Source organism: Streptomyces sp. I05A-00742, from assembly GCF_013055795.1.
Lineage (GTDB): Bacteria > Actinomycetota > Actinomycetes > Streptomycetales > Streptomycetaceae > Streptomyces.
In genome coordinates this window covers 1-17,422 of sequence record NZ_JABETO010000049.1, presented here as the reverse complement: position 1 = coordinate 17,422, position 17,422 = coordinate 1, and the positions used below count along the sequence as shown (strand labels likewise).

The following is a 17,422-nucleotide window of genomic DNA, read 5'->3' as shown; positions in this document are numbered from 1 at the left end:
GACCGCTGCTCCGCCCAGGAGGTTCGCCATGGCCGTTTCCATCTCCGTGATTCTGCTGCTCATGATCCTGGCCGTGGTGTTCCTCCGCAACGGAGGACTCCGGACGTCCCACGCCCTGGTGTGCATCCTGCTGGGCTTCATGCTCGCGAGCACCAGCATCGCCCCGATGATCTCCCACGGCATCACCGCGACGACCGACCTGGTCGCCAGCGTCCGGCCCTGAGTGAGGCCCCCGACGGACCGCACGGTCCGTCGGGGGCCTCGAAGCTCTTCTAGCGGACGAACACCCCGATCCCGTTGGGCACCGCCCGCTCCGCACCGCCCGAAGGGTGGTTCCGCACCGTCGCGTGCCCGCCGGGAACCCGGGTGACCAGGGTGCTCGACCCGCCGCCGTCCAGGTTGAACGCGTCGACGGCCCCGAGTTTCCGCATGGCGGCGGCCAGTTCGGCCAGGGTCAGCCCGCCGCGGTACGCCGCCCGCCCGTCCAGGGCCAGCAGATACAGACGCCGTCCGCGGTCGGCCACGCCCGCCGCGGTGCGCACGGCCGCCGTCGCGGCGTCCAGGCCGCCGAGCGCGCGGCCGTCGCGCAGGATCGGGAAGCCGCCCAGCGCGAACCGCGGCGCCCCGCCCTCCCGCGGACGCAGCCGCTTCGACACCTCCACCTCGTCGCCGACCTCCAGCCGGCCCAGGTCCCGCGCCCCGCCGTCCCGGCCCAGCAGCACCACCGAACCCCGGGGGATCGTCCCCTTGCCGGGCTTGCGCGCCACCGCCGTCACCTTGCCGCCGCGCACGGTCACCTCACGGGTGGTCCGGCTGCACGGGGCGGCGCGGTCGGTGTCCGTACCGCACGTCGCGCGCAGCCGGGACGCCGGCCCCCAGGCCGAGGTGTACGCGCCGACGCCGCCGACCGGCAGCGCGTACTGGTTGAACCCGCTCAGCTCCAGCTCGTCGTCCCCGGCCGTGACCACTCCCTCGAAGCGCAGCCGGTCCAGCCGGGCCACCCGGTCGGTGCCCACCGCGATGACGTCCTCGGTGGTGACCCCGCGCGGCATCGCGGGGCCGAAGCGCTGGCCGTCCGGCACCGCCGACTTCAGCGCCTGCCCGCCCGCCACGGCGGGCCCGACGGGGGCGCCCGTCGCCTCCACGCCCGGATGCTGCGCCTCCGCGATGTTGAAGAAGTCCCCGTTCACCCCGCCCACCGCGCCCCGCCCGTCCGCCAGTCGCGACACGCGCTCCCTGGCTCCCACCACCCCCGGGTACAACAGGTCCACCGACACCCGTCTCTCCCGCAGGTCGACGGTGAGCAGATGGCCGTGCGCGGGGCCGTGACTCCCCTTCAGCGAGAACTCCCGGTAGCCGACCCCGGGGGCGACGGCCGCCCGGGTGCCCAGCCGCAGCGCCGCGTCGTCCCGGACCTCCGGTCCACCCGCCGGGGCGGCCCGGGCGACGCCTGGGCCGACCAGGGAGACCCATGCCACCAGCACCGTCAGCACCGCGCGCACGCGGCATCCGCGTCTACTCACCGTCACCCCAGAGGACCCGTCAACAGCACCACAGCACAGGGGCCTTGTCCCTGCCCCGAAATCCCTGCCCCAAAAGAACGGCAGTGAAAGCACCGGCGTCCAACCCGTCAACTCTCGGCACGCCCCTGCCGAACAGCCCTTCGGGCCCCGATACTCACTGGCAGTAGCACGCGCAGCGTGTGCGTATCGCGCGCACGGCCCGCATGCGCGTCCATCGAACGCCCGCTCCCCTGGAGAGACCGTGAACCCTCGGACCGAGCGCACCGGACCGCCGCGCCGCACCCGCCGCGCCGTCGTCATCACCCTGGGGGCCGCCCTCGCGGGTTCGGTCGCCCCGCCCGCCCTCGCCGCCGCCGGACATGGCAGACGCGTCCCGCCGCCCCTGCGCCGGGCGCACGCGCACAACGACTACGAACACCCGCGCCCGCTCACCGACGCGCTCTCCCACGGCTTCGCCAGTGTCGAGGCCGACATCTGGCTCGTCGGCGACCGGCTCCTCGTCGCGCACGACAGCACCGGGCTCGACCCCCGCCGCACCCTCGCCGCGCTGTACCTGGACCCGCTGCTCCGCCGCGTCCGGGAGAACGGCGGCCGGGTGTACCGGGGGTACGACCGCACCCTCCAGCTGCTCATCGACATCAAGTCCCCGGGCGACGCCACGTACCGCGCCCTGTCGCGGGAACTGCGCCGCTACCGCGGGATCCTCAGCACCTGCGCGGACGGCGGGGTCCGGCGCGGCGCGGTCACGGCCGTGGTCTCCGGGGACCGCGGCGCACGGCCCGCCATGGAGGCCGAACGGGTGCGGTACGCCTTCTACGACGGACGGCTGACCGACCTCGGCACCGCCGCGCCCGCCTCGTTCCTGCCGCTCGTCAGCGACAACTGGGGCCAGAACTTCACCTGGCAGGGCATCGGGCCGATGCCGGCACGGGAACGGGCGGCGCTCCGGCGGATCGCCGACCGCGCGCACGCCGAGCACCGGCGGGTGCGCTTCTGGGCGACGCCGGATGTGCCGGGCCCGGCCAGGGACGCGGTGTGGCGGGAACTGCTCGCGGCCGGCGTCGACCATCTCAACACGGACGATCTGGCGGGTCTGGAGGCGTTCCTCCGCGCAGCTCGCTGAGCACCGCGCGCAGGTCCGCCTCGGGGATCCGGGGCAGCAGCAGCGCCACGGCCTGGAGGAGCTTGCCGAGCAGGAAGGTGGTGTCGGGCGTGGTGCGGACCAGTTCGCGGACCGCGTCCGTGTCCTCCCGCCACACCGATTCCAGCAGCAACGCGACATCGGGCGCCGCCTCCTCGTCCGTCCGGACCCAGCCCGGCTCGTCCGGCGACCGGGTGACGAGGTGCCGCAGCACCCGGTCGGCGACGCCGGGCCGGTACACCTTGCGGACCGCCTCGTTGGCGATCCAGACGAGGGCCGCGACCAGGACGCGCGCCTCGTCGGCCGCCATGTCGCAGGGCAGGCCGTCGTCGAAGGCCCGCTGATTGCCGTGCCGGAAGGCCAGCAGGAGGCGGGCGGCCCGCGCCTTCGCCGCCGTGACATTCTGGTGCGTATCGACAGTCATCCGGAAAATCGTACGGTCGGTGGATCATTCCGGAGGAGCGCCACGCGGACGTTCATCGGAGGCTTCCTGATGGAATGTCATGCTCCCGGGCGGACCGTGTGACGGTCCTGTCGCCGCAGGGTATCGGCGCGACGGGCCGGAGGACGCTGTCCCCATGGCCACTCCACCGCAGCCGCCCCGCGACCGCCCGCCCGGGCCGCCACCCGGCGCCTTCGGCCCCCCACCGCCGGCCTGGCCGCCGGCGCCCCCGCCCGGACCGGACCCGGGGGACGGAGGGGACGGCCGGCGCCGGCGGTGGATGATCGTCGCCGTGGCCGGAGTGCTGGTGGTGGGCGGGCTCGGCCTCGGCGCCGCCCTGCTCACGAAGGGCGACGGGGGCGGCGGCGACGATCCGGCGCCGGACGGCACGGCCACGGCCCGTGTGTCCGCGAGCCCTTCCGCCCGGCCGGGCGGGCCGTCGAGAACCCTGCCCAGCGGCTTCCCGACCGAGCTGCCGTCGCGCTTCCCGACCCGCCTTCCGTCCCGGCTCCCCTCCGGCTTCCCGTCCGAACTGCCCAGCGGCTTCCCGACGCGTCTGCCGCCCGGCCTCCCCACCCGGCTCCCGACGGCCCTGCCGCCCGGCCTGCCCGGCGGGGTGTCGGCGGTGGGGAGCAGCAGGTGAGGCCCGCGCGAAAAGGATTTGCGGACCGGAGCGCGTACTTGAAAGCCTGGGGCCTTTGCTCCCCGGATCTCCAGAAAGGGCGATCATGACGCTCGGCATGGTCCTCGGTGACGTCTCCTCCCGCACGCCGACGCGGAAGAACTAGCGGAAGAGACAGCCGAACCGGCCCCGGTCGTTTCCCCACCCGTGCCCGCCGCACGGGCTGTTCGCCTTGCCCGCCCGCTCCTCGTCGACGTGCTCTTCGCCCCGCACGTCGCGATCACGAGGAGCACCCATGTCCGACCTCCGGACGCTGCACTGGACCCTGGCCGGCGTCGACCGGTCCGCTCGCTGGCACTCCGAGAACGGAGCGCCGCCCCCGCGGCGGGTCGTCCCCGCGGACGACCGTATGAACGCCACCACCGCCCACCGGCTCGCCCGTGAGGGCACCGCACTGCTGTGGCAGGGCGACTTCCCCCAGGCGCGCCAACTGCTCGCGGCGATGGGCCGCCGCGTCGACCGCGTACCGTTCCGCCCCGGCGGCGACCCCGCCGAGACCTTCGAGCGGCACCGCCGGGCCCGCGCCCACCGCGCCCGGACCCTGGGCATGCTGCTCGTGTCCCTGGAGGACGACCACGGCCTGGCCCTGCGCAGGGCCCCCGACGTCCGGCGCGCGTGCACCGAGGCGTACGGCGCCCCGCGCGGGGCGACGGTGGTCCCGCTCCGTGAACTGCTGGGCGTCATCGGCGCGCACCAGTGGCGCCTCAAGGGGGTCGACATACCCGCGCTCGGGGCCAGGATCCACCCCCACTACGGGGTGTTCTCGCCGGTCAGGGGCGAATACGTGGACCTGGTCGCCCGGGCCCCGCTCCCGGCCGCCGGCCGCCGCACCGCCTTCGACCTGGGAACGGGCACCGGGGTGCTCGCCGCGCTCCTGGCCCGCCGCGGCTGCGGCCGCGTCGTGGCCACCGACATCAGCCCACGCGCCCTCGCCTGCGCACGGGACAACATGCGCCGCCTGGGCCTCGCCGGGCACGTCGAGGTGACAGGCCCCCGGCTCTTCCCCGAAGGCCGCGCCGGCCTCGTCGTGTGCAACCCGCCCTGGCTGCCCGCCCGTCCCACGTCCACCGTCGAACAAGGCGTCTACGACCCGGACAGCACCATGCTCCACGACGTCCTCCACGGACTCGCCGACCACCTCGAACCGGGCGGCGAGGGCTGGCTCGTCCTCTCCGACCTGGCCGAACACCTCGGCCTCCGGAGCCGGACCGAACTGCTGGACACCATCGCGGCGGCGGGCCTGCGCGTGGTCGACAGAACGGACACCCGGCCGCGCCATCCCCGGACGAGAGACACCACCGATCCCCTGCACGTGGCGCGCGCCGCGGAGGTCACCTCGCTGTGGCGACTGGCGGCGGAGTGGTGAAGGGGGCCGCCCACGCCGGGACCGTGACGTCATCGGCGCGGCCCCGGTCCCCCCAGGGCCACGAGCTCCGCCAGTTCGGCGTCGCTCAGTTCGGTCAGCGGTGCGATCCCGCCGTCGCCGGCCGTCAGTACGGCGTCCGCCAGGGCCTGTTTGCGCGTCAGCAGCTCGGCGATCCGGTCCTCGACGGTGCCCTGGGTGACCAGCCGGTGCACCTGGACGGGCCGGGTCTGGCCGATGCGGTGGGCGCGGTCGGTGGCCTGGGCCTCGACGGCGGGGTTCCACCAGCGGTCGAAGTGGACGACGTGTTCGGCGCGGGTGAGGTTCAGGCCGGTGCCCGCGGCCTTCAAGGAGAGGAGGAAGACGGGGACTTGGCCGTTCTGGAAGCGCCGGACGAGCTCTTCCCGGCGCGTCACGGGAGTGCCGCCGTGCAGCAGTTGGGCGGCGACGCCGCGGTCGGCGAGGTGCCGTTCCAGGAGGCGGGCCATCCGGACGTACTGGGTGAAGACGAGCACGCTCGCGCCGTCGGAGAGGGCGGTGTCGAGGAGTTCGTCCAGCAGCGCGACCTTGCCGGAGCGGCCCGCGATGCGGGGTGCCGGGCCCCGTACGCCGTCCTCCTTCAGGTACTGCGCGGGGTGGTTGCAGATCTGCTTCAGGCTCGTCAGCAGCTTGACGATCAGTCCGCGCCGCTGGGGGCCGTCGGCCTCCGTGACCTCGGCGAGCAGTTCGCGTACCACCGCCTCGTACAGGCCGGCCTGTTCGGGGGTGAGCGCGGCGACGCGGTCCGACTCCGTCTTCGGCGACAGTTCGGGCGCGACACCGGGGTCGGACTTGCGGCGGCGCAGCAGGAACGGGCGGACGAGCGCGGCGAGGCGCCGGGCCGCGTCCGGGTCGGTGCCGGACTCGACGGCGTGGGCGTGGCGCCGGCGGAAGGTGTTCAGGGGGCCGAGGAGGCCGGGGGTCGTCCAGTCGAGGATCGCCCACAGGTCGGAGAGGTTGTTCTCCACGGGGGTGCCGGTGAGCGCGACGCGGGCCTTCGCCCCGATGGCGCGCAGCCGGCGGGCCGTGGCGGAGTGCGGGTTCTTCACGTGCTGGGCCTCGTCGGCGACGACCAAGCCCCATTCCGTGCCCGCCAGTTGCTCAGTGCCACCGGAGGCCCGCCGCATCGTGCCGTACGTGGTGAGGACGAACTCGTCGTCCGCCAACGCCTCCAGGGACCGGGACGTGCCGTGGAAGCGCCGGACGGGGACGCCGGGGGCGAAACGTTCGATCTCCCGCTGCCAGTGGCCCATGAGGGAGGCGGGGCAGACGACGAGCGTCGGGCCCGCCGCCCCGGGGCGGGTGCGGCGGTGCAGGTGGAGGGCGATGAGGGTGATGGTCTTGCCGAGCCCCATGTCGTCGGCGAGGCAGCAGCCGAGGCCGAGCGAGGTCATCCGGTCCAGCCAGCCGAGGCCGTGCAGCTGGTGGTCGCGCAGGGTGCCGGCCAGCCCGGCGGGCCGGGGCACGGGTTCCCGGACGGTCGCGGGGTCGGCGACGCGGTCGCGGAGGGCGGCGAGCCAGCCGGTCGGCCGGACCTCCACCGTCTCCGTCGGCCTCGTACCGCCCCCGGCGCCGGCCCGGCCGGTGAGGGCGATGCCCAGGGCCTCGACGGGGGTGACCTCGCGGCCCCGCCGGTCCCGGGCGCGGCGGACGGCGGCGGGGTCGACGAGCACCCACCGGTCCCGGAGGCGCACCACCGGGCGGTTCGCCTCGGCGAGCCGGTCGAGCTCGGCGCGGCTCAGCTCCTGGCCGCCCAGGGAGTGGCGCCAGCCGAACTCCAGCAGCGCGTCCGCGGACAGCACGGACGGCATGCCCGTGCCCCGGTCCGGGTACGGACCGTCGTCCTCCGGCGGGCCGACGACGGCGTGCGCGGTGAGCGTCCGGGCCAGTTCCCGGGGCCAGTGCACCTCGACCCCGGCATGGTCGAGGGCCGTGGTGGCGGCGCCCAGCAGCTCGACGACCTCCTCGTCGGCGAGGTCGAGGGCGTCGGGCACGGTGGCCGACAGCAGCGGGGACAGGGCGGGCCAGGCGCGGGCGGCGCGGCGGAGGGCGAGCAGGGCGCTCGCCCGGGCGCCCGGGCCGAGTGCGGACGCGGCGGGGGAGGCCCCGGACCACACGTCGGCGGCGTCGGCGACGAGCGCGGGGTCGGCGAGGCCGTGCAGCTGGAGGACGGCCCGGAAGCGGGGGCCGGAGTCGCGGGCGCCGGTCGCCGTCAGTCCCCGGACCTCGATGCGCAGCGAGAGCCGGACGCCCGCCTCGTGACCGGTCCTCGGCAGCGCCCGTCGCGGCTCGGGGGCCGCGACGGCCGAGCGGGAGCGGGGCAGTCCGTCGGCGACGGCGTCGAGGAAGGAGCGGAGCAGCCGCTCCGGCCGCGGGGCCTCGCCGCCCAGGGGCACGGCGTGGGCGGCGGGCGGCATGGCGTCGGCCAGGTCCCGCACCCGTCGTAGGTCCTCCTGGCCACCGGCGGCGGTCCGGCCGCGCGCTGCCAGTTGCAGGGCGAGAACGGCCGCCGTGCCCCAGAAGGCGATGGCCCCGCCGGCCCCTCCCGCACGGGCGCGGGTGAGGACGGGCAGGGCGTCGCGCACGGGCAGGACCACCGCCCGTACGGCCGCAGTGGCCCCGGCCGGGCTGTCCGGGCCCTCCGGGACGACGACCGTGACCTCCTCCACGGGCCCCCGCACCTCCGGGGCCGCGCCGTCCGGCTGCCAGAAGGCGACGCGGCCGGGGCCGGAGGGGAGGAACACGGCGGAGCAGCGGGCGAGCCGGGCGACCTCGGTGGGGGACAGGGCAGGGAGCGGCGTCACGGGGGCGGTGCGTTCCTCGGATTCGATCAGCGGATTGACCGCGGCGGCTTCGGAGCCGCCGAGGGTACAGGGCGGCCGTCCGGAACTGGGCGGCCGTCCGGAACTCCGGAACAGAGCCCCCTCCCGCTCTGAGCCGCGGCACGCGTTCGGATGCACACTGGACGACAGGAACCGGGTGCGATCGCCGGGCGTTGTGCGGGCGGATCGGCCGGCGAGCACGAGGAGGAACGGACATGAGCGGCAGGGCGAAGGTCGCCGTCGGCGGTGTGGCGGTGGGAGCACTCCTCCTGCTGGTGCTGCCCTTCTGGCTGGCGGTACTGGTGATGGTGGGCGTGCCCGTCGGCGCGTACCTCCTGCTCGACCCCGCACAGCGCAAGCGGCTGCGCCGGGTGTCGCGGAAGGAGCTGGGGCGCTAGACCCCGGCGGGGCCGGGCCCCTCGCCGCTTCCCGGACCTGTGGTCCGGTCCGAGGGTGTCACCCGGTGTTCCCGCGCCGTACGTGACTGTCCTGGCGCAGCCGGTCGGTGTGGCGGGTGAGCGCGTCCACGCGGGCGGCGAGCTCGGGATGGTCACGGCGCAGGTGAGGGTGGGTGTCGGCCAGGGCGCCGACGAGGTGGGCGGCGTCGTCCCGGGCCAGCGCCCGGGTCAGGCCGACGATGGGGGCCCTGGCCTCGGCGGGGAGGCCGGTGAGGGCCGTGATCTGGCCGGCGAGTTGGCGGAGGTCCGCCGCGTTGTCGCGGGCCCAGGCGGTGACGGTGCGCTCGGCCGCGCGCCGGTCGCGGGTGGCCTTGACGCGCTGCTCGCCGGTGGTGCCGGCGCCGTCCGGACGGAGCCGCAGGTAGCGGCGCTCGGCGGCCTGCCGGCTGGTGACGCCCAGCGGCCGGGCGAGCTCGGCCCAGCTGGCGCCGGCCTCCCGGGCCGCCTCGATGAGACCGGGCTCCCATTCGGCGAGCTGATGGCGCACCTCGCGCAGCAGAAGGAGCGTGGCCAGGGCCTGTTCCAGGTTGGTCGCACCGGTGTCCGGACGCCCTTCGGAGCCCGCGGCTCCAGCGGTGCGCACCTCCCGGTCGATGGCGCTGAGGGCCGAGGCGGCGGCGAGGAGCGAGGCGGGGGCGGGGCTCGCGGGCGCGTTCGGCGGGTCGGTCGGTTCGGGCACGGGGGCCTCCCTCGGCTGTCACCCTTTCGATGACATCGTGCTTGTCGTCGTTTCGATGACATGCTACAACAGGAAGCAGGTGAAGCGCATTGGCAGATTTGCCCGAACCGACTGGAGGTGTTTCGCGATGTTGATGCGCACCGACCCGTTCCGCGAGCTCGACCGGCTCACCCAGCAGCTCCTGGGTACGTCCGGCACCTGGTCGCGGCCTTCCCCGATGCCGATGGACGCCTACCGGGAGGGCGACGAGTACGTGATCGCCCTGGACCTCCCCGGCGTCTCGCCGGACGCGATCGACATCGACGTCGAGCGGAACATGCTGACCGTCAAGGCCGAGCGCAGGCCCGCCGTCAAGAAGGACGGCGTGCAGATGGAGCTGTCCGAGCGCCCGCTGGGCGTCTTCTCCCGCCAGCTGATGCTGGCCGACACGCTCGACACCGAGCACATCAAGGCCGACTACGACGCGGGTGTCCTGACCCTGCGCATCCCGATCGCCGAGCGTGCCAAGCCCAGGAAGATCGCCATCTCCGCCGGAGGGACGCCCCGGCAGATCGGCGGTTGAGCGCGGTTGAGCACCGCGTGCGGAGGGCGGGTCCGTCGAACCGCCCTCCGCCGCGGCGAGGCCGGCCCGGGAGGAGGCGGCGGTGGCGCACATGACGACGGACGCGTTCCTGGAGGCGGTCCGGGAACGGGGCGAGTACGCGTCGCGGCAGGAGGCGGACCGGGCGGCCCGGGTCGTCCTCGCGCTGCTGGGCGCACACCTCGTGGGCGAGGAACGGAGCCGGCTGGCCGCCCGGCTGCCCGAGACCTACGCCCTGATCCTCCTCAACCCGCTGCCGGCCGCCGAGCCGCTGAGCCCCGAACGGTTCGTCCGGGCGGCAGCGGCCTGGATAGAAGGGGCCACCGAGAAGACGGCCCTGTGGGACACCGGCGCCGTGCTCAGCGTGGCGGCCGACGCCGTCGGCGCGGACCTCACGCGGCGCATCCTGCTGCAACTCCCGCCGGGCTACGACCTGCTCTTCGGACACCCGGAGGCCGCGTGAGCCGTCTTCTCCCTCCTCCGCATCCCCTCATCCGCATCCCTCCGTCCGTATCCCCCGACCGCTCCGGTCCGCCCCCGGCCCGTCTCCGGGGGCTCGTCGACAGAGCGCGGACCATTTACAGGAAGGACCCAGACCGACATGACCTGGCACGAACTCGTGCGGCGGATACGCACCTCGGGCCGGTACACCACCGACGCGGAAGCGGAAGACGTCCTGCGTGCCGTCCTGACCGTCCTCGGCGGCCACGTCATCGGTGAGGAACGCTGCGAACTCGTGCGTCTCCTGCCCACCGGGGCGGGCGAGATCCTGGCGAGCCGTATCCCGCTCACCCAGCCCCTGACCGCACCCGAGTTCGTCGAGGCCGTCGCCGCGGGCCTGGGGTCCGTCCCCCTGCCGACCGCCCGTTGGGGCGTCGGCACCGTCCTCGGCGTGCTCGCCGAGACGGCCGGCGAGGAGCTCACCGGCCGGATCCTCGCCGGACTTCCCCGCGGATATGCCCTGCTCTTCGGCCGCGCCGAACTGGTGCCCGCGGCCTGAGGGGCGCCGTGCGTCATGGCCGGCGCTCACGGCGCTCGGGGGCCGTACAGACCCCCGAGCGCCGGACCCCGGCGGTCACCGCGAGCCCGGGAACGCGGGTGCCAACGCCGCCGCCATCAGCGTCCGCGGCCGTCCGGATCCGTCGGCCGGGACCGTCCAGAGGTCCGAGCCGTAGTCGCCGGGCAGCGAGTACACCAGGGTGTGTCCGTCCCGCCAGACGGCCTGATCGTCCACGTTCCGGTGTTCCGCCGTCGCGGTCTCCCGCAACGTGCGCAGGTCGAGTACGTACAGCCGCCAGGGCGCGTCCGACGACGCGCCCTCGACGCGCTTCTTGTAGGCGACGCGGGTGCCGTCGGGCGAGAGCGAGGGGCACTCCACGTTGGTGTGCAGGGAACGCAGGGTCTTCCCGGAACGGTCGCCGCGGGCGAGATAGGTGCGGCCGCCGGTGGCGACCGTGGCATAGAAGTGGTCGTCGTCGGCGAAGGTGACGCCCCAGACGTTGAGGTCCGCCGCCCGGTGTTCCCGCCCGTCCAGGAAGAAGCGGTACGACTCCAGGGTGTGGTCCAGGTGCCCGGTGCGGGTGTCGAGGATGGAGGTGCGGGTGGAGAAGGCGCTGCCGGCGTACGAGTCGCCGCTGACGAAGACCGTCCAGGCGACGACCCGCCCACCGGGCGCCACCCGGGCGCGGCTGGGGATGCCCGCCAGGCCGTACCGGTGGCGTTCCCGCAGGCGCGCGTCGAGGACGATGGCGCGGTAGGTGTCGCGGAGCGCGCCGCGCACCGCCTGGAGACAGACCCCGGTGCCGTCGGCGGAGTGGAACCGCAGGCAGCGCACGCCCGAGGCGGTGCGGGGCCCGGACGGGTCGGCGTCGGCCACCGAGGCGAGTTCGTCCCGGTGCGGACCCCAGGCCATGTTCCGGAAGACGGTACGGCCCGGGGCCCCGAGCACGACGTCGCCGGAGCGCACCTCGGGACCGCCGGCCTGGGCGCGGTCCTTCTCCGCCGCGCGGTCCGCGGCGCGCAGGGTCGCGCCGAGGGCGACGCCGCCCAGGACGAGCACGGCGGCGAGCAGGACGAGGACGCGGTGCGCGCGCTTCACCGGACCGCCCCCGGCTCGGTGTCCCGCCCGGCGGGCCGCAGCAGCACCGCGCTGACCAGCGCGGAGACCGCCAGTCCCGCGGCCGCCACGGCCAGCGCCGTACGGTCGCCCCAGGCCGTCCAGGCCGCGCCGAACGCGATCGAGCAGACGAACCGGGCCGCCGCCTGACCGGTCTGCACCACGGCCAGCCCACTGCCGCGCACGGCCTCGGGCACCGCGTCGGCCGTCGCCGCGGCGAGGACGCCGTCCGTGGCCGCGTAGAACGCCCCGTGCAGGGCGAGCACCACGCAGGCGAGCGCGGGGGAGCCGCCGAGAGGCACGACGAGCACTCCGTACGCCCCCAGCAGGGCGAGATGGCCGCAGAGGAAGAAGAGCCGGCGGCCGAACCGGTCGGCGAGTATCCCCACCGGCACGGCCAGCAGCAGGAAGCCGGCGGACGTGCCCAACGGCAGCAGTGGGAACCAGGATTCGGACAGGTCCAGGCGGCGTTGCAGCGTGAGGTAGAGGAAGGAGTCGCTGACCGTGGTCAGACCGAGCAGGGCCGCGCAGACGGCCAGTCGGCGGACCGCGGGCCGGTGCAGCAGCGCGCGTACCGGAGTGCGCGGCGCCCGCGGTTCCGTACGCCCCGGCGCGCGGGAGCGTCCGGGGACGAACAGCAGCAGGACGAGCACCCCGAGGGCCGCGACGCAGCCGCTCACCGTGAACACCGCGTCGTATCCGCCGGCCGCGACCCCGAGGATGAGGAACGCCACGACAGGACCGAGCAGTGCGCCCGCCGTGTCCATCGCCCGGTGCGCCCCGAACGCCCGCCCCCGCCCGGCCGGTTCGCAGGCCAGCGAGATCATCGCGTCGCGCGGCGCGGTGCGCAGGCCCTTGCCCGTGCGGTCGGCGGCGAGGACCGCGCCGATCAGCGGCACGCTGTGGACGGCGAGCAACAGGGGTTTGCAGAGCGCCGACAGGCCGTAGCCGACGGCGGCCACGGCCTTGGGCCCGGTGCCGCGGTCGGCGAGCCCGCCGCCCACGAGCCGTACCAGCGCGCTGACACCGTTGTAGACGCCGTCCAAGAGCCCGAACCCGAGCGGGGAGAGCCCCAGCCCGGCCACGAGGTACAGGGGCAGGACAGCGGTGACCATTTCCGAGGAGATGTCGGTGACCAGGCTGACGGTCCCCAGGACCAGCACCGTGCCGGGAACGGCGGCCCGCCGCCGGCCGGACCGGGCGGTCCGGCCGGCGGGCGCGGTGGTCCCCGGGGTCGTGCGGCTGTCCGCGAGGTACACGGTCAGCTGTTCCAGATGCCGGTGATGTCCTTGCCGCGCGCGGCGTTGCCGGCGTGCGCGGTCCCGTACATGTCCTCGATCGTGCGCAGCACGTCGTAGTGGTTGTACGTGGTCCCGGAGGTGGAACCGGCCTTGACCGGCTGGCCGTAGAGGACGGTCGGGATCCGGTTGCCGCTCAGCCGGTTGTCCTCGTCGAAGGTGACCAGCAGCAGGCTGTTGTGGGTCTTCGCCCAGTCCGCGTAGCCCTTGAGGTTCTTCTTGAGCCAGGAGTCACCGGTCGACACCGAGCAGTCGTGCATGTCGCTGCACATGTTGGGCACCACGAAGGACACCGTCGGCAGCTTGGTGTAGTCCGTCGGGAAGGCGTCGAAGGTGTGCGCGGTGCTGGTGGGCACGTTGCCGAAGCCGAACCACGGGTTGTGCTTCTGCCGGTACTTGCCGCTCTTGCAGATGGTGGAGCCCTCGGCCGGCAGGGACTCGTTGTAGCTGGCCCAGGTCCTGCCCTTGGCGGTCAGTTCGGTGGCCAGGTTGGGCGCGTCGCTGAAACCGACGTCCACGCAGCTGTCGTCGGTGACGCCCTGGGTGTCCCCGGAGAAGAGCGCGTAGTAGTTGGGCTGGCTGGGGTGCGTCTCGGCGTAGGAGGCGGTGAGGTTCGCGCCGCCGGCCACCAGGGAGTTGAGGTAGGGAGCGGAGGAGGAACCGATGACCTGGTTGTACGCGTGGTTCTCGAAGACCACGACCACGACGTGGTCCGGCGTGGGGACCGCCGCGCGCGTGGGTGAGGCGGAGGAGTTGGCGGCCCAGAGGCCGAGGGAGCCCGCGACGAGGCCGAAGGCGGCGGCCAGGGCTCCGAGATGACGTCTGCGGGGGCGCTGGGGGCGTGGCGTGGTGGGGGGCACGGGGTCCTCCGGTATGGGGGTGGGAGGGGCCGGGGGCCGGGAGTTCCGCTGCGTACGGGGTGCGCTGGCAGCGTAGGACGCGGACGGTGGCATGTACACGTCTTGCCGGTGACACCCCGGGGAACGTTCGCCGAGGCGGGGATGGACGTACGGCCCCCCGGCGCGCGTCAGGCCGCGGGCAGGCCGAGCAGGCTCCGGGCCACGTTCTGCGGTGACGTGCCGCGTTCGCGCGCGAGGGCGAGGACGGCGCGGCAGGCGAGCTCGTTGACCCCGAAGCTGAGCGCCTCCGGGGAGACCCAGCGGGCGGCCTCCGCGCTCCGTTCCGCGTCGTTCTCGGCGCACGCGGCGACGTACACGGCCGCGGCCTCGAAGAGATTGTGCTGCCTCTCCGGGCGGCGCGGCGGGGCGGCGCTCGGTCCCTTTTCCTGCCCTGCCGGTCCCGAGCGCCTGCGAAGCCTGTCGAACACGCGGATCACCTGCCCCGTGAGCGGCTCTTCCTGCGGTTGTGCAAGTGTGCCCGGTCCGCGGCCGGTTGAACCCGTGGACGGGGGAGGGGGACGGTCGGGTGTCCGCCTCCGCCGTCGTGGAGATAGATCGAATACGAGATAGGTCGTTTCGATATATGCTCTCCTCTGTTGGCGATCACCACGTGTTGATCGCGGGAGAGGGGAACGGGAAAGATGATGAGGGCAGCGGAGTTCACCCCGGGAGGGGCGCGGATCCGATGGGTGGAGGCGCGCGGTGAGGGCACGCCCCTGGTCTACGTGCACGGCCTCGGTGCCGCGTCGACCGTTTACCACGCCCACATCGCCGCGCACCCGGCGCTCCGGGGCCGGCGCTCCCTCTTCGTCGACCTGCCCGGTCATGGGATCAGCGACCGGCCCGCCGACTTCGCCTACACCCTGGAGGACCACGCCGACGCCCTGGCGGCCGTCCTGCGCGCGGCGGGAGCGGAAGGGGCCGAACTGGTCGCGCACAGCATGGGCGGAGCGGTCGCCGTCGTGCTCGCCCACCGGTGGCCCGGCCTCGTCTCCCGCCTCGTCCTCACCGAGGCCAACCTCGACCCCGATCCGCCGGTGACCGCGGGGAGCAGCGGCATCGCGGCCTACAGCGAAGAAACCTTTGTGCGGGGCGGAGGGTTCGAGGAGACGCTGGAGCGGGTGGGCGGGGAGTGGGCCTCGACGATGCGCCTGGCCGACCCGGCGGCGCTGCACCGCAGCGCCACCTGCCTGGTCCGCGGCACCCGGCCGACGATGCGGGCCATGCTGCTCGGCCTGGACATTCCGCGCACCTACCTCCAGGGCGAGCTCAGCGGCGAACTGCCCGGCAGGGACGAGCTGGTGGCGGCCGGCGTGATGGTCGAGACCGTGCCGGGGGCCGGTCACGTGGTGATGTTCGACAACCCGGACGCGTTCGTCGCGGCCGTCGCCGGACCGGAGTTCGCGGCGTCGGCGGGCGGCCGCTGACCGGCGTCCCGGCCGCTCCTCCGTGACCCGTCCGACGTGATGCGCCCGGAGCGGCGTGGTTGCCGACCGCTCAAGCGTGAGCGAGGCTGGCACGACACTGCCGGGAACGCGGAGCGGGAGGCGGCGTATGGGGCTCGGCGAGGGCTTCGAAGCGATACTGGACGAACTGACGCGTCGCGCCGAGGGTGTACGGCACGCGTTGGTGCTGTCCAACGACGGTCTGGTGACCGGGGCCAGTGAGGGGCTGGCGCGCGAGGACGCCGAACATCTGGCCGCCGTCGCCTCGGGACTGCACAGCCTGGCCCGGGGGACCGGCCGCCAGTTCCGGGCCGGACGGGTCCGCCAGACGATGATCGAGTTCGACGGCGGTGTGCTCTTCGTGACCGCCGCGGGAGACGAGAGCTGCCTCTGCGTGCTGGGGGGCGAGGCCGCGGACATCGGGCACATCGCCTACGAGATGACCGTGCTCGCCGAACGCGTGGCCGCGCGGGCGGCCGACGGGGCGCGGGCGGCGCGGGGCGGTGGCGGCGATCCGGCGACCGGTGGACCGGGGGCGGTTCAGGACCCCGGCCGTCCGGACCAGGATCCGGGGGAGCGCCGCGTACGGCCCGGGTGACGGAAGGCTCCGAAGACAAGGTCAGAGGGCATTGTCAGACCCCTCCTCTACAGTCGTCACTGTGAGTAATCGACGTGTGGCAGGAGGATGTCATGGCGGTGCGGTGCCGGACGGGGAGCGTGGCGGAGCACGGCGTTCCCCTCGGGCGGGCGGCTCGGGAACTGGGCCTGAAGCCCAACGAGTTCGAGCTCGCCGTGCAGTTGGGAGAGGTGCGGACGGCCGCCTCGGGGCCGGGGGCCGTACGACGGGTCGTTCCCGGGGAGGAGATCGAGAGGCACCGGTCCGCCGAGGGGTTCCCGGAGGCCCTGCGGGCCCGGCTGTGGACGGTCGGCACGGCGGACGGTGCCGAACTGGCCGGCGTCGGCCCGTCGCGCTTCACCCGGCTCGCGCGGTGCGGGCTCCTCGTCCCGGTGAGGTTCTGGATCAACCGGTACGGGGCGGTCGTCTGGCAGTACCTCGCCTCGGAGGTCGCGGAGTTCGCCGACAGCCGGCCCGGCCTGCTGACGGGCAGGCTCCCGGCCGACCTCCGCGCGGCGCTGGACGCGGGCGGTGACGAACGGGGCGTGCGCTGGCGCCGGCTGCGCGTCGGGCAGTTGGTGGCCGGGGCCGAGGACCCCTGGCAGCGCGCCGCCGCGACGGCGGCCGTCCTGTCGCCCGCCCACCTGATCCCCGCCGTGCCCGACCCGGGCGAACGCGCCTGGGTGAGCGCCCTCCGGCCGACGCTGACCACGGTTCGGCCGTCGACCCCCGCCGGTCGCGCGGTGGTGGAAGGGCTGGTGATCGCGGACGGGCCCGAGGAAGTCGCGCGGTACCAGGAGCGGTTGGCCGCGTCGGTGGCCGAGGCGAGGGAGCGCGGTGCGGTGCCCGGTCGGCAGGATGTCGGCGGGGTGGGGACCGGCGGGCACATGGTGCCGCCGGACGCCGCTGGAACCGGCGGTGATCGGGAAGGGTTTCGGGCGGCAGCGTCCGTGGCCGTACACGGAAATCCGTGGAGGGCGGACGCCGGAGCGGAGCCGGTCCCGAAGCCGGAAGCCACTGATGGAAGCGGCACCCGGGGTAACGACGGTACCGCTGCCTGGCCGGGCCGGAACGGTGCCCTGGGAAGGACTGCCCCTTCAGTGGAGGCCGCACAGGTCGTGACGCGGGGGAACAGGCCGGGAAGCGAGGCCGTCGGGGAGCGGACGGCGATGCCACCGGAGCGGCCGCACTCGGCGGCGGGCGGGGCCGACGGCACGGTCGACCGCCGGGCGCCCGGCGGTGGCACGCCGTCGACGACCGGCCCCGCGGCGGGGCTCCGGCGGACGCCTAGCGGCGTCCGCGCCCCGCGCGACCACTCC

General features: G+C 74.7%; 18 protein-coding genes and 1 pseudogene. 11 read left to right on the top strand and 8 right to left on the bottom strand.

Annotation, left to right across the window (positions count from 1 at the left end):
- Nucleotides 1-28: 28 nt before the first annotated feature.
- A complete protein-coding gene (locus HN013_RS28965) occupies nt 29-223 on the top strand; it encodes a hypothetical protein (protein WP_171171459.1) in 195 nt (64 codons plus the stop codon).
- Nucleotides 224-272: 49 nt separating this feature from the next.
- Here the strand turns inward: HN013_RS28965 and HN013_RS28960 are convergent, their stop codons facing one another.
- A complete protein-coding gene (locus HN013_RS28960) occupies nt 273-1,502 on the bottom strand; it encodes a phosphodiester glycosidase family protein (protein ID WP_171171458.1) in 1,230 nt (409 codons plus the stop codon).
- A gap of 262 nt (nt 1,503-1,764) precedes the next feature.
- Between HN013_RS28960 and HN013_RS28955 the strand changes: the two genes are divergently transcribed.
- Entirely contained in the window at nt 1,765-2,646 is an 882-nt protein-coding gene (locus HN013_RS28955) for a phosphatidylinositol-specific phospholipase C/glycerophosphodiester phosphodiesterase family protein (RefSeq protein WP_171171456.1), read from the top strand.
- Here HN013_RS28955 and HN013_RS28950 read toward each other — a convergent pair.
- Nucleotides 2,594-3,088 (bottom strand): hypothetical protein, encoded by a 495-nt coding sequence (locus tag HN013_RS28950; protein ID WP_171171454.1) that lies wholly within the window; start codon nt 3,086-3,088, stop codon nt 2,594-2,596. The genes HN013_RS28955 and HN013_RS28950 overlap by 53 nt on opposite strands.
- 154 nt (nt 3,089-3,242) lie before the next feature.
- Here HN013_RS28950 and HN013_RS28945 point away from each other — a divergent pair, with 154 nt between their 5' ends.
- Together HN013_RS28945 and HN013_RS28940 are read left to right on the top strand one after the other, a co-directional pair.
- Nucleotides 3,243-3,749: a hypothetical protein gene (locus HN013_RS28945; protein WP_249375542.1), complete on the top strand. Its 507-nt coding sequence runs from the start codon at nt 3,243-3,245 to the stop codon at nt 3,747-3,749.
- Between the two features lie 274 nt (nt 3,750-4,023).
- Nucleotides 4,024-5,154, top strand: a complete 1,131-nt coding sequence (locus tag HN013_RS28940; RefSeq protein ID WP_171171451.1) for a class I SAM-dependent methyltransferase — start codon at nt 4,024-4,026, stop codon at nt 5,152-5,154.
- Between the two features lie 29 nt (nt 5,155-5,183).
- On the opposite strand, the gene HN013_RS28935 is transcribed toward HN013_RS28940, so the two are convergent.
- Nucleotides 5,184-7,994: a DEAD/DEAH box helicase gene (locus HN013_RS28935; protein WP_171171449.1), complete on the bottom strand. Its 2,811-nt coding sequence runs from the start codon at nt 7,992-7,994 to the stop codon at nt 5,184-5,186.
- A 233-nt stretch (nt 7,995-8,227) separates the two neighbouring features.
- On the opposite strand from HN013_RS28935, the gene HN013_RS28930 reads away from it, so the two are divergent.
- Complete coding sequence (locus HN013_RS28930; protein ID WP_171171447.1) at nt 8,228-8,410, top strand: hypothetical protein; 183 nt, start codon at nt 8,228-8,230, stop codon at nt 8,408-8,410.
- 58 nt (nt 8,411-8,468) lie between these two features.
- Here HN013_RS28930 and HN013_RS28925 read toward each other — a convergent pair whose 3' ends face one another.
- On the bottom strand, nt 8,469-9,149 hold the full coding sequence (locus tag HN013_RS28925) for a type III effector protein (RefSeq protein ID WP_171171445.1): 681 nt from the start codon (nt 9,147-9,149) through the stop codon (nt 8,469-8,471).
- Between the two features lie 127 nt (nt 9,150-9,276).
- Here HN013_RS28925 and HN013_RS28920 point away from each other — a divergent pair, with 127 nt between their 5' ends.
- The 3 genes from HN013_RS28920 (at nt 9,277) to HN013_RS28910 (ending at nt 10,729) form a co-directional block, all read left to right on the top strand.
- A complete protein-coding gene (locus tag HN013_RS28920) occupies nt 9,277-9,711 on the top strand; it encodes an Hsp20/alpha crystallin family protein (protein WP_171171443.1) in 435 nt (144 codons plus the stop codon).
- Nucleotides 9,712-9,802: 91 nt separating this feature from the next.
- Entirely contained in the window at nt 9,803-10,192 is a 390-nt protein-coding gene (locus tag HN013_RS28915; RefSeq protein WP_171171484.1) for a DUF2267 domain-containing protein, read from the top strand.
- Between the two features lie 138 nt (nt 10,193-10,330).
- Nucleotides 10,331-10,729, top strand: coding sequence for a DUF2267 domain-containing protein (locus tag HN013_RS28910; protein ID WP_171171441.1), 399 nt, complete (start codon nt 10,331-10,333; stop codon nt 10,727-10,729).
- A gap of 75 nt (nt 10,730-10,804) precedes the next feature.
- On the opposite strand, the gene HN013_RS28905 is transcribed toward HN013_RS28910, so the two are convergent.
- The 4 genes from HN013_RS28905 to HN013_RS28890 form a co-directional block, all read right to left on the bottom strand.
- Nucleotides 10,805-11,827, bottom strand: a complete 1,023-nt coding sequence (locus tag HN013_RS28905; protein ID WP_171171439.1) for a TolB-like translocation protein — start codon at nt 11,825-11,827, stop codon at nt 10,805-10,807.
- Nucleotides 11,824-13,104, bottom strand: coding sequence for an MFS transporter (locus tag HN013_RS28900; protein ID WP_171171437.1), 1,281 nt, complete (start codon nt 13,102-13,104; stop codon nt 11,824-11,826). Before HN013_RS28900 ends, HN013_RS28905 begins: the two co-directional genes overlap by 4 nt.
- Nucleotides 13,105-13,106: 2 nt before the next feature.
- The gene (locus tag HN013_RS28895; RefSeq protein WP_171171435.1) at nt 13,107-14,003 is read right to left on the bottom strand and encodes an alkaline phosphatase family protein; all 897 of its coding nucleotides are present in this window, start codon (nt 14,001-14,003) and stop codon (nt 13,107-13,109) included.
- A 167-nt stretch (nt 14,004-14,170) separates the two neighbouring features.
- Nucleotides 14,171-14,479 (bottom strand): hypothetical protein, encoded by a 309-nt coding sequence (locus HN013_RS28890; RefSeq protein ID WP_398980944.1) that lies wholly within the window; start codon nt 14,477-14,479, stop codon nt 14,171-14,173.
- A gap of 207 nt (nt 14,480-14,686) precedes the next feature.
- On the opposite strand from HN013_RS28890, the gene HN013_RS28885 reads away from it, so the two are divergent.
- The 3 genes and pseudogenes from HN013_RS28885 to HN013_RS28875 form a co-directional block, all read left to right on the top strand.
- Nucleotides 14,687-15,469, top strand: a complete 783-nt coding sequence (locus tag HN013_RS28885; RefSeq protein ID WP_171171482.1) for an alpha/beta fold hydrolase — start codon at nt 14,687-14,689, stop codon at nt 15,467-15,469.
- Nucleotides 15,470-15,596: 127 nt separating this feature from the next.
- Nucleotides 15,597-15,986: pseudogene (locus HN013_RS28880) on the top strand (roadblock/LC7 domain-containing protein); the annotation flags it as partial.
- 191 nt (nt 15,987-16,177) lie between these two features.
- The coding region (locus HN013_RS28875; protein ID WP_171171429.1) for a DUF6397 family protein at nt 16,178-17,422 on the top strand (1,245 nt) is incomplete at its 3' end.

What these genes read in the sequence shown, in the direction of transcription:
- HN013_RS28950 (WP_171171454.1), bottom strand. Translation starts at nt 3,088, where the DNA reads ATGACTGTCGATACGCACCAGAATGTCACGGCGGCGAAGGCGCGGGCC.
- HN013_RS28930 (WP_171171447.1), top strand. Translation starts at nt 8,228, where the DNA reads ATGAGCGGCAGGGCGAAGGTCGCCGTCGGCGGTGTGGCGGTGGGAGCA.
- HN013_RS28920 (WP_171171443.1), top strand. Translation starts at nt 9,277, where the DNA reads ATGTTGATGCGCACCGACCCGTTCCGCGAGCTCGACCGGCTCACCCAG.
- HN013_RS28940 (WP_171171451.1), top strand. Translation starts at nt 4,024, where the DNA reads ATGTCCGACCTCCGGACGCTGCACTGGACCCTGGCCGGCGTCGACCGG.
- HN013_RS28945 (WP_249375542.1), top strand. Translation starts at nt 3,243, where the DNA reads ATGGCCACTCCACCGCAGCCGCCCCGCGACCGCCCGCCCGGGCCGCCA.
- HN013_RS28965 (WP_171171459.1), top strand. Translation starts at nt 29, where the DNA reads ATGGCCGTTTCCATCTCCGTGATTCTGCTGCTCATGATCCTGGCCGTG.
- HN013_RS28915 (WP_171171484.1), top strand. Translation starts at nt 9,803, where the DNA reads ATGACGACGGACGCGTTCCTGGAGGCGGTCCGGGAACGGGGCGAGTAC.
- HN013_RS28910 (WP_171171441.1), top strand. Translation starts at nt 10,331, where the DNA reads ATGACCTGGCACGAACTCGTGCGGCGGATACGCACCTCGGGCCGGTAC.
- HN013_RS28885 (WP_171171482.1), top strand. Translation starts at nt 14,687, where the DNA reads ATGAGGGCAGCGGAGTTCACCCCGGGAGGGGCGCGGATCCGATGGGTG.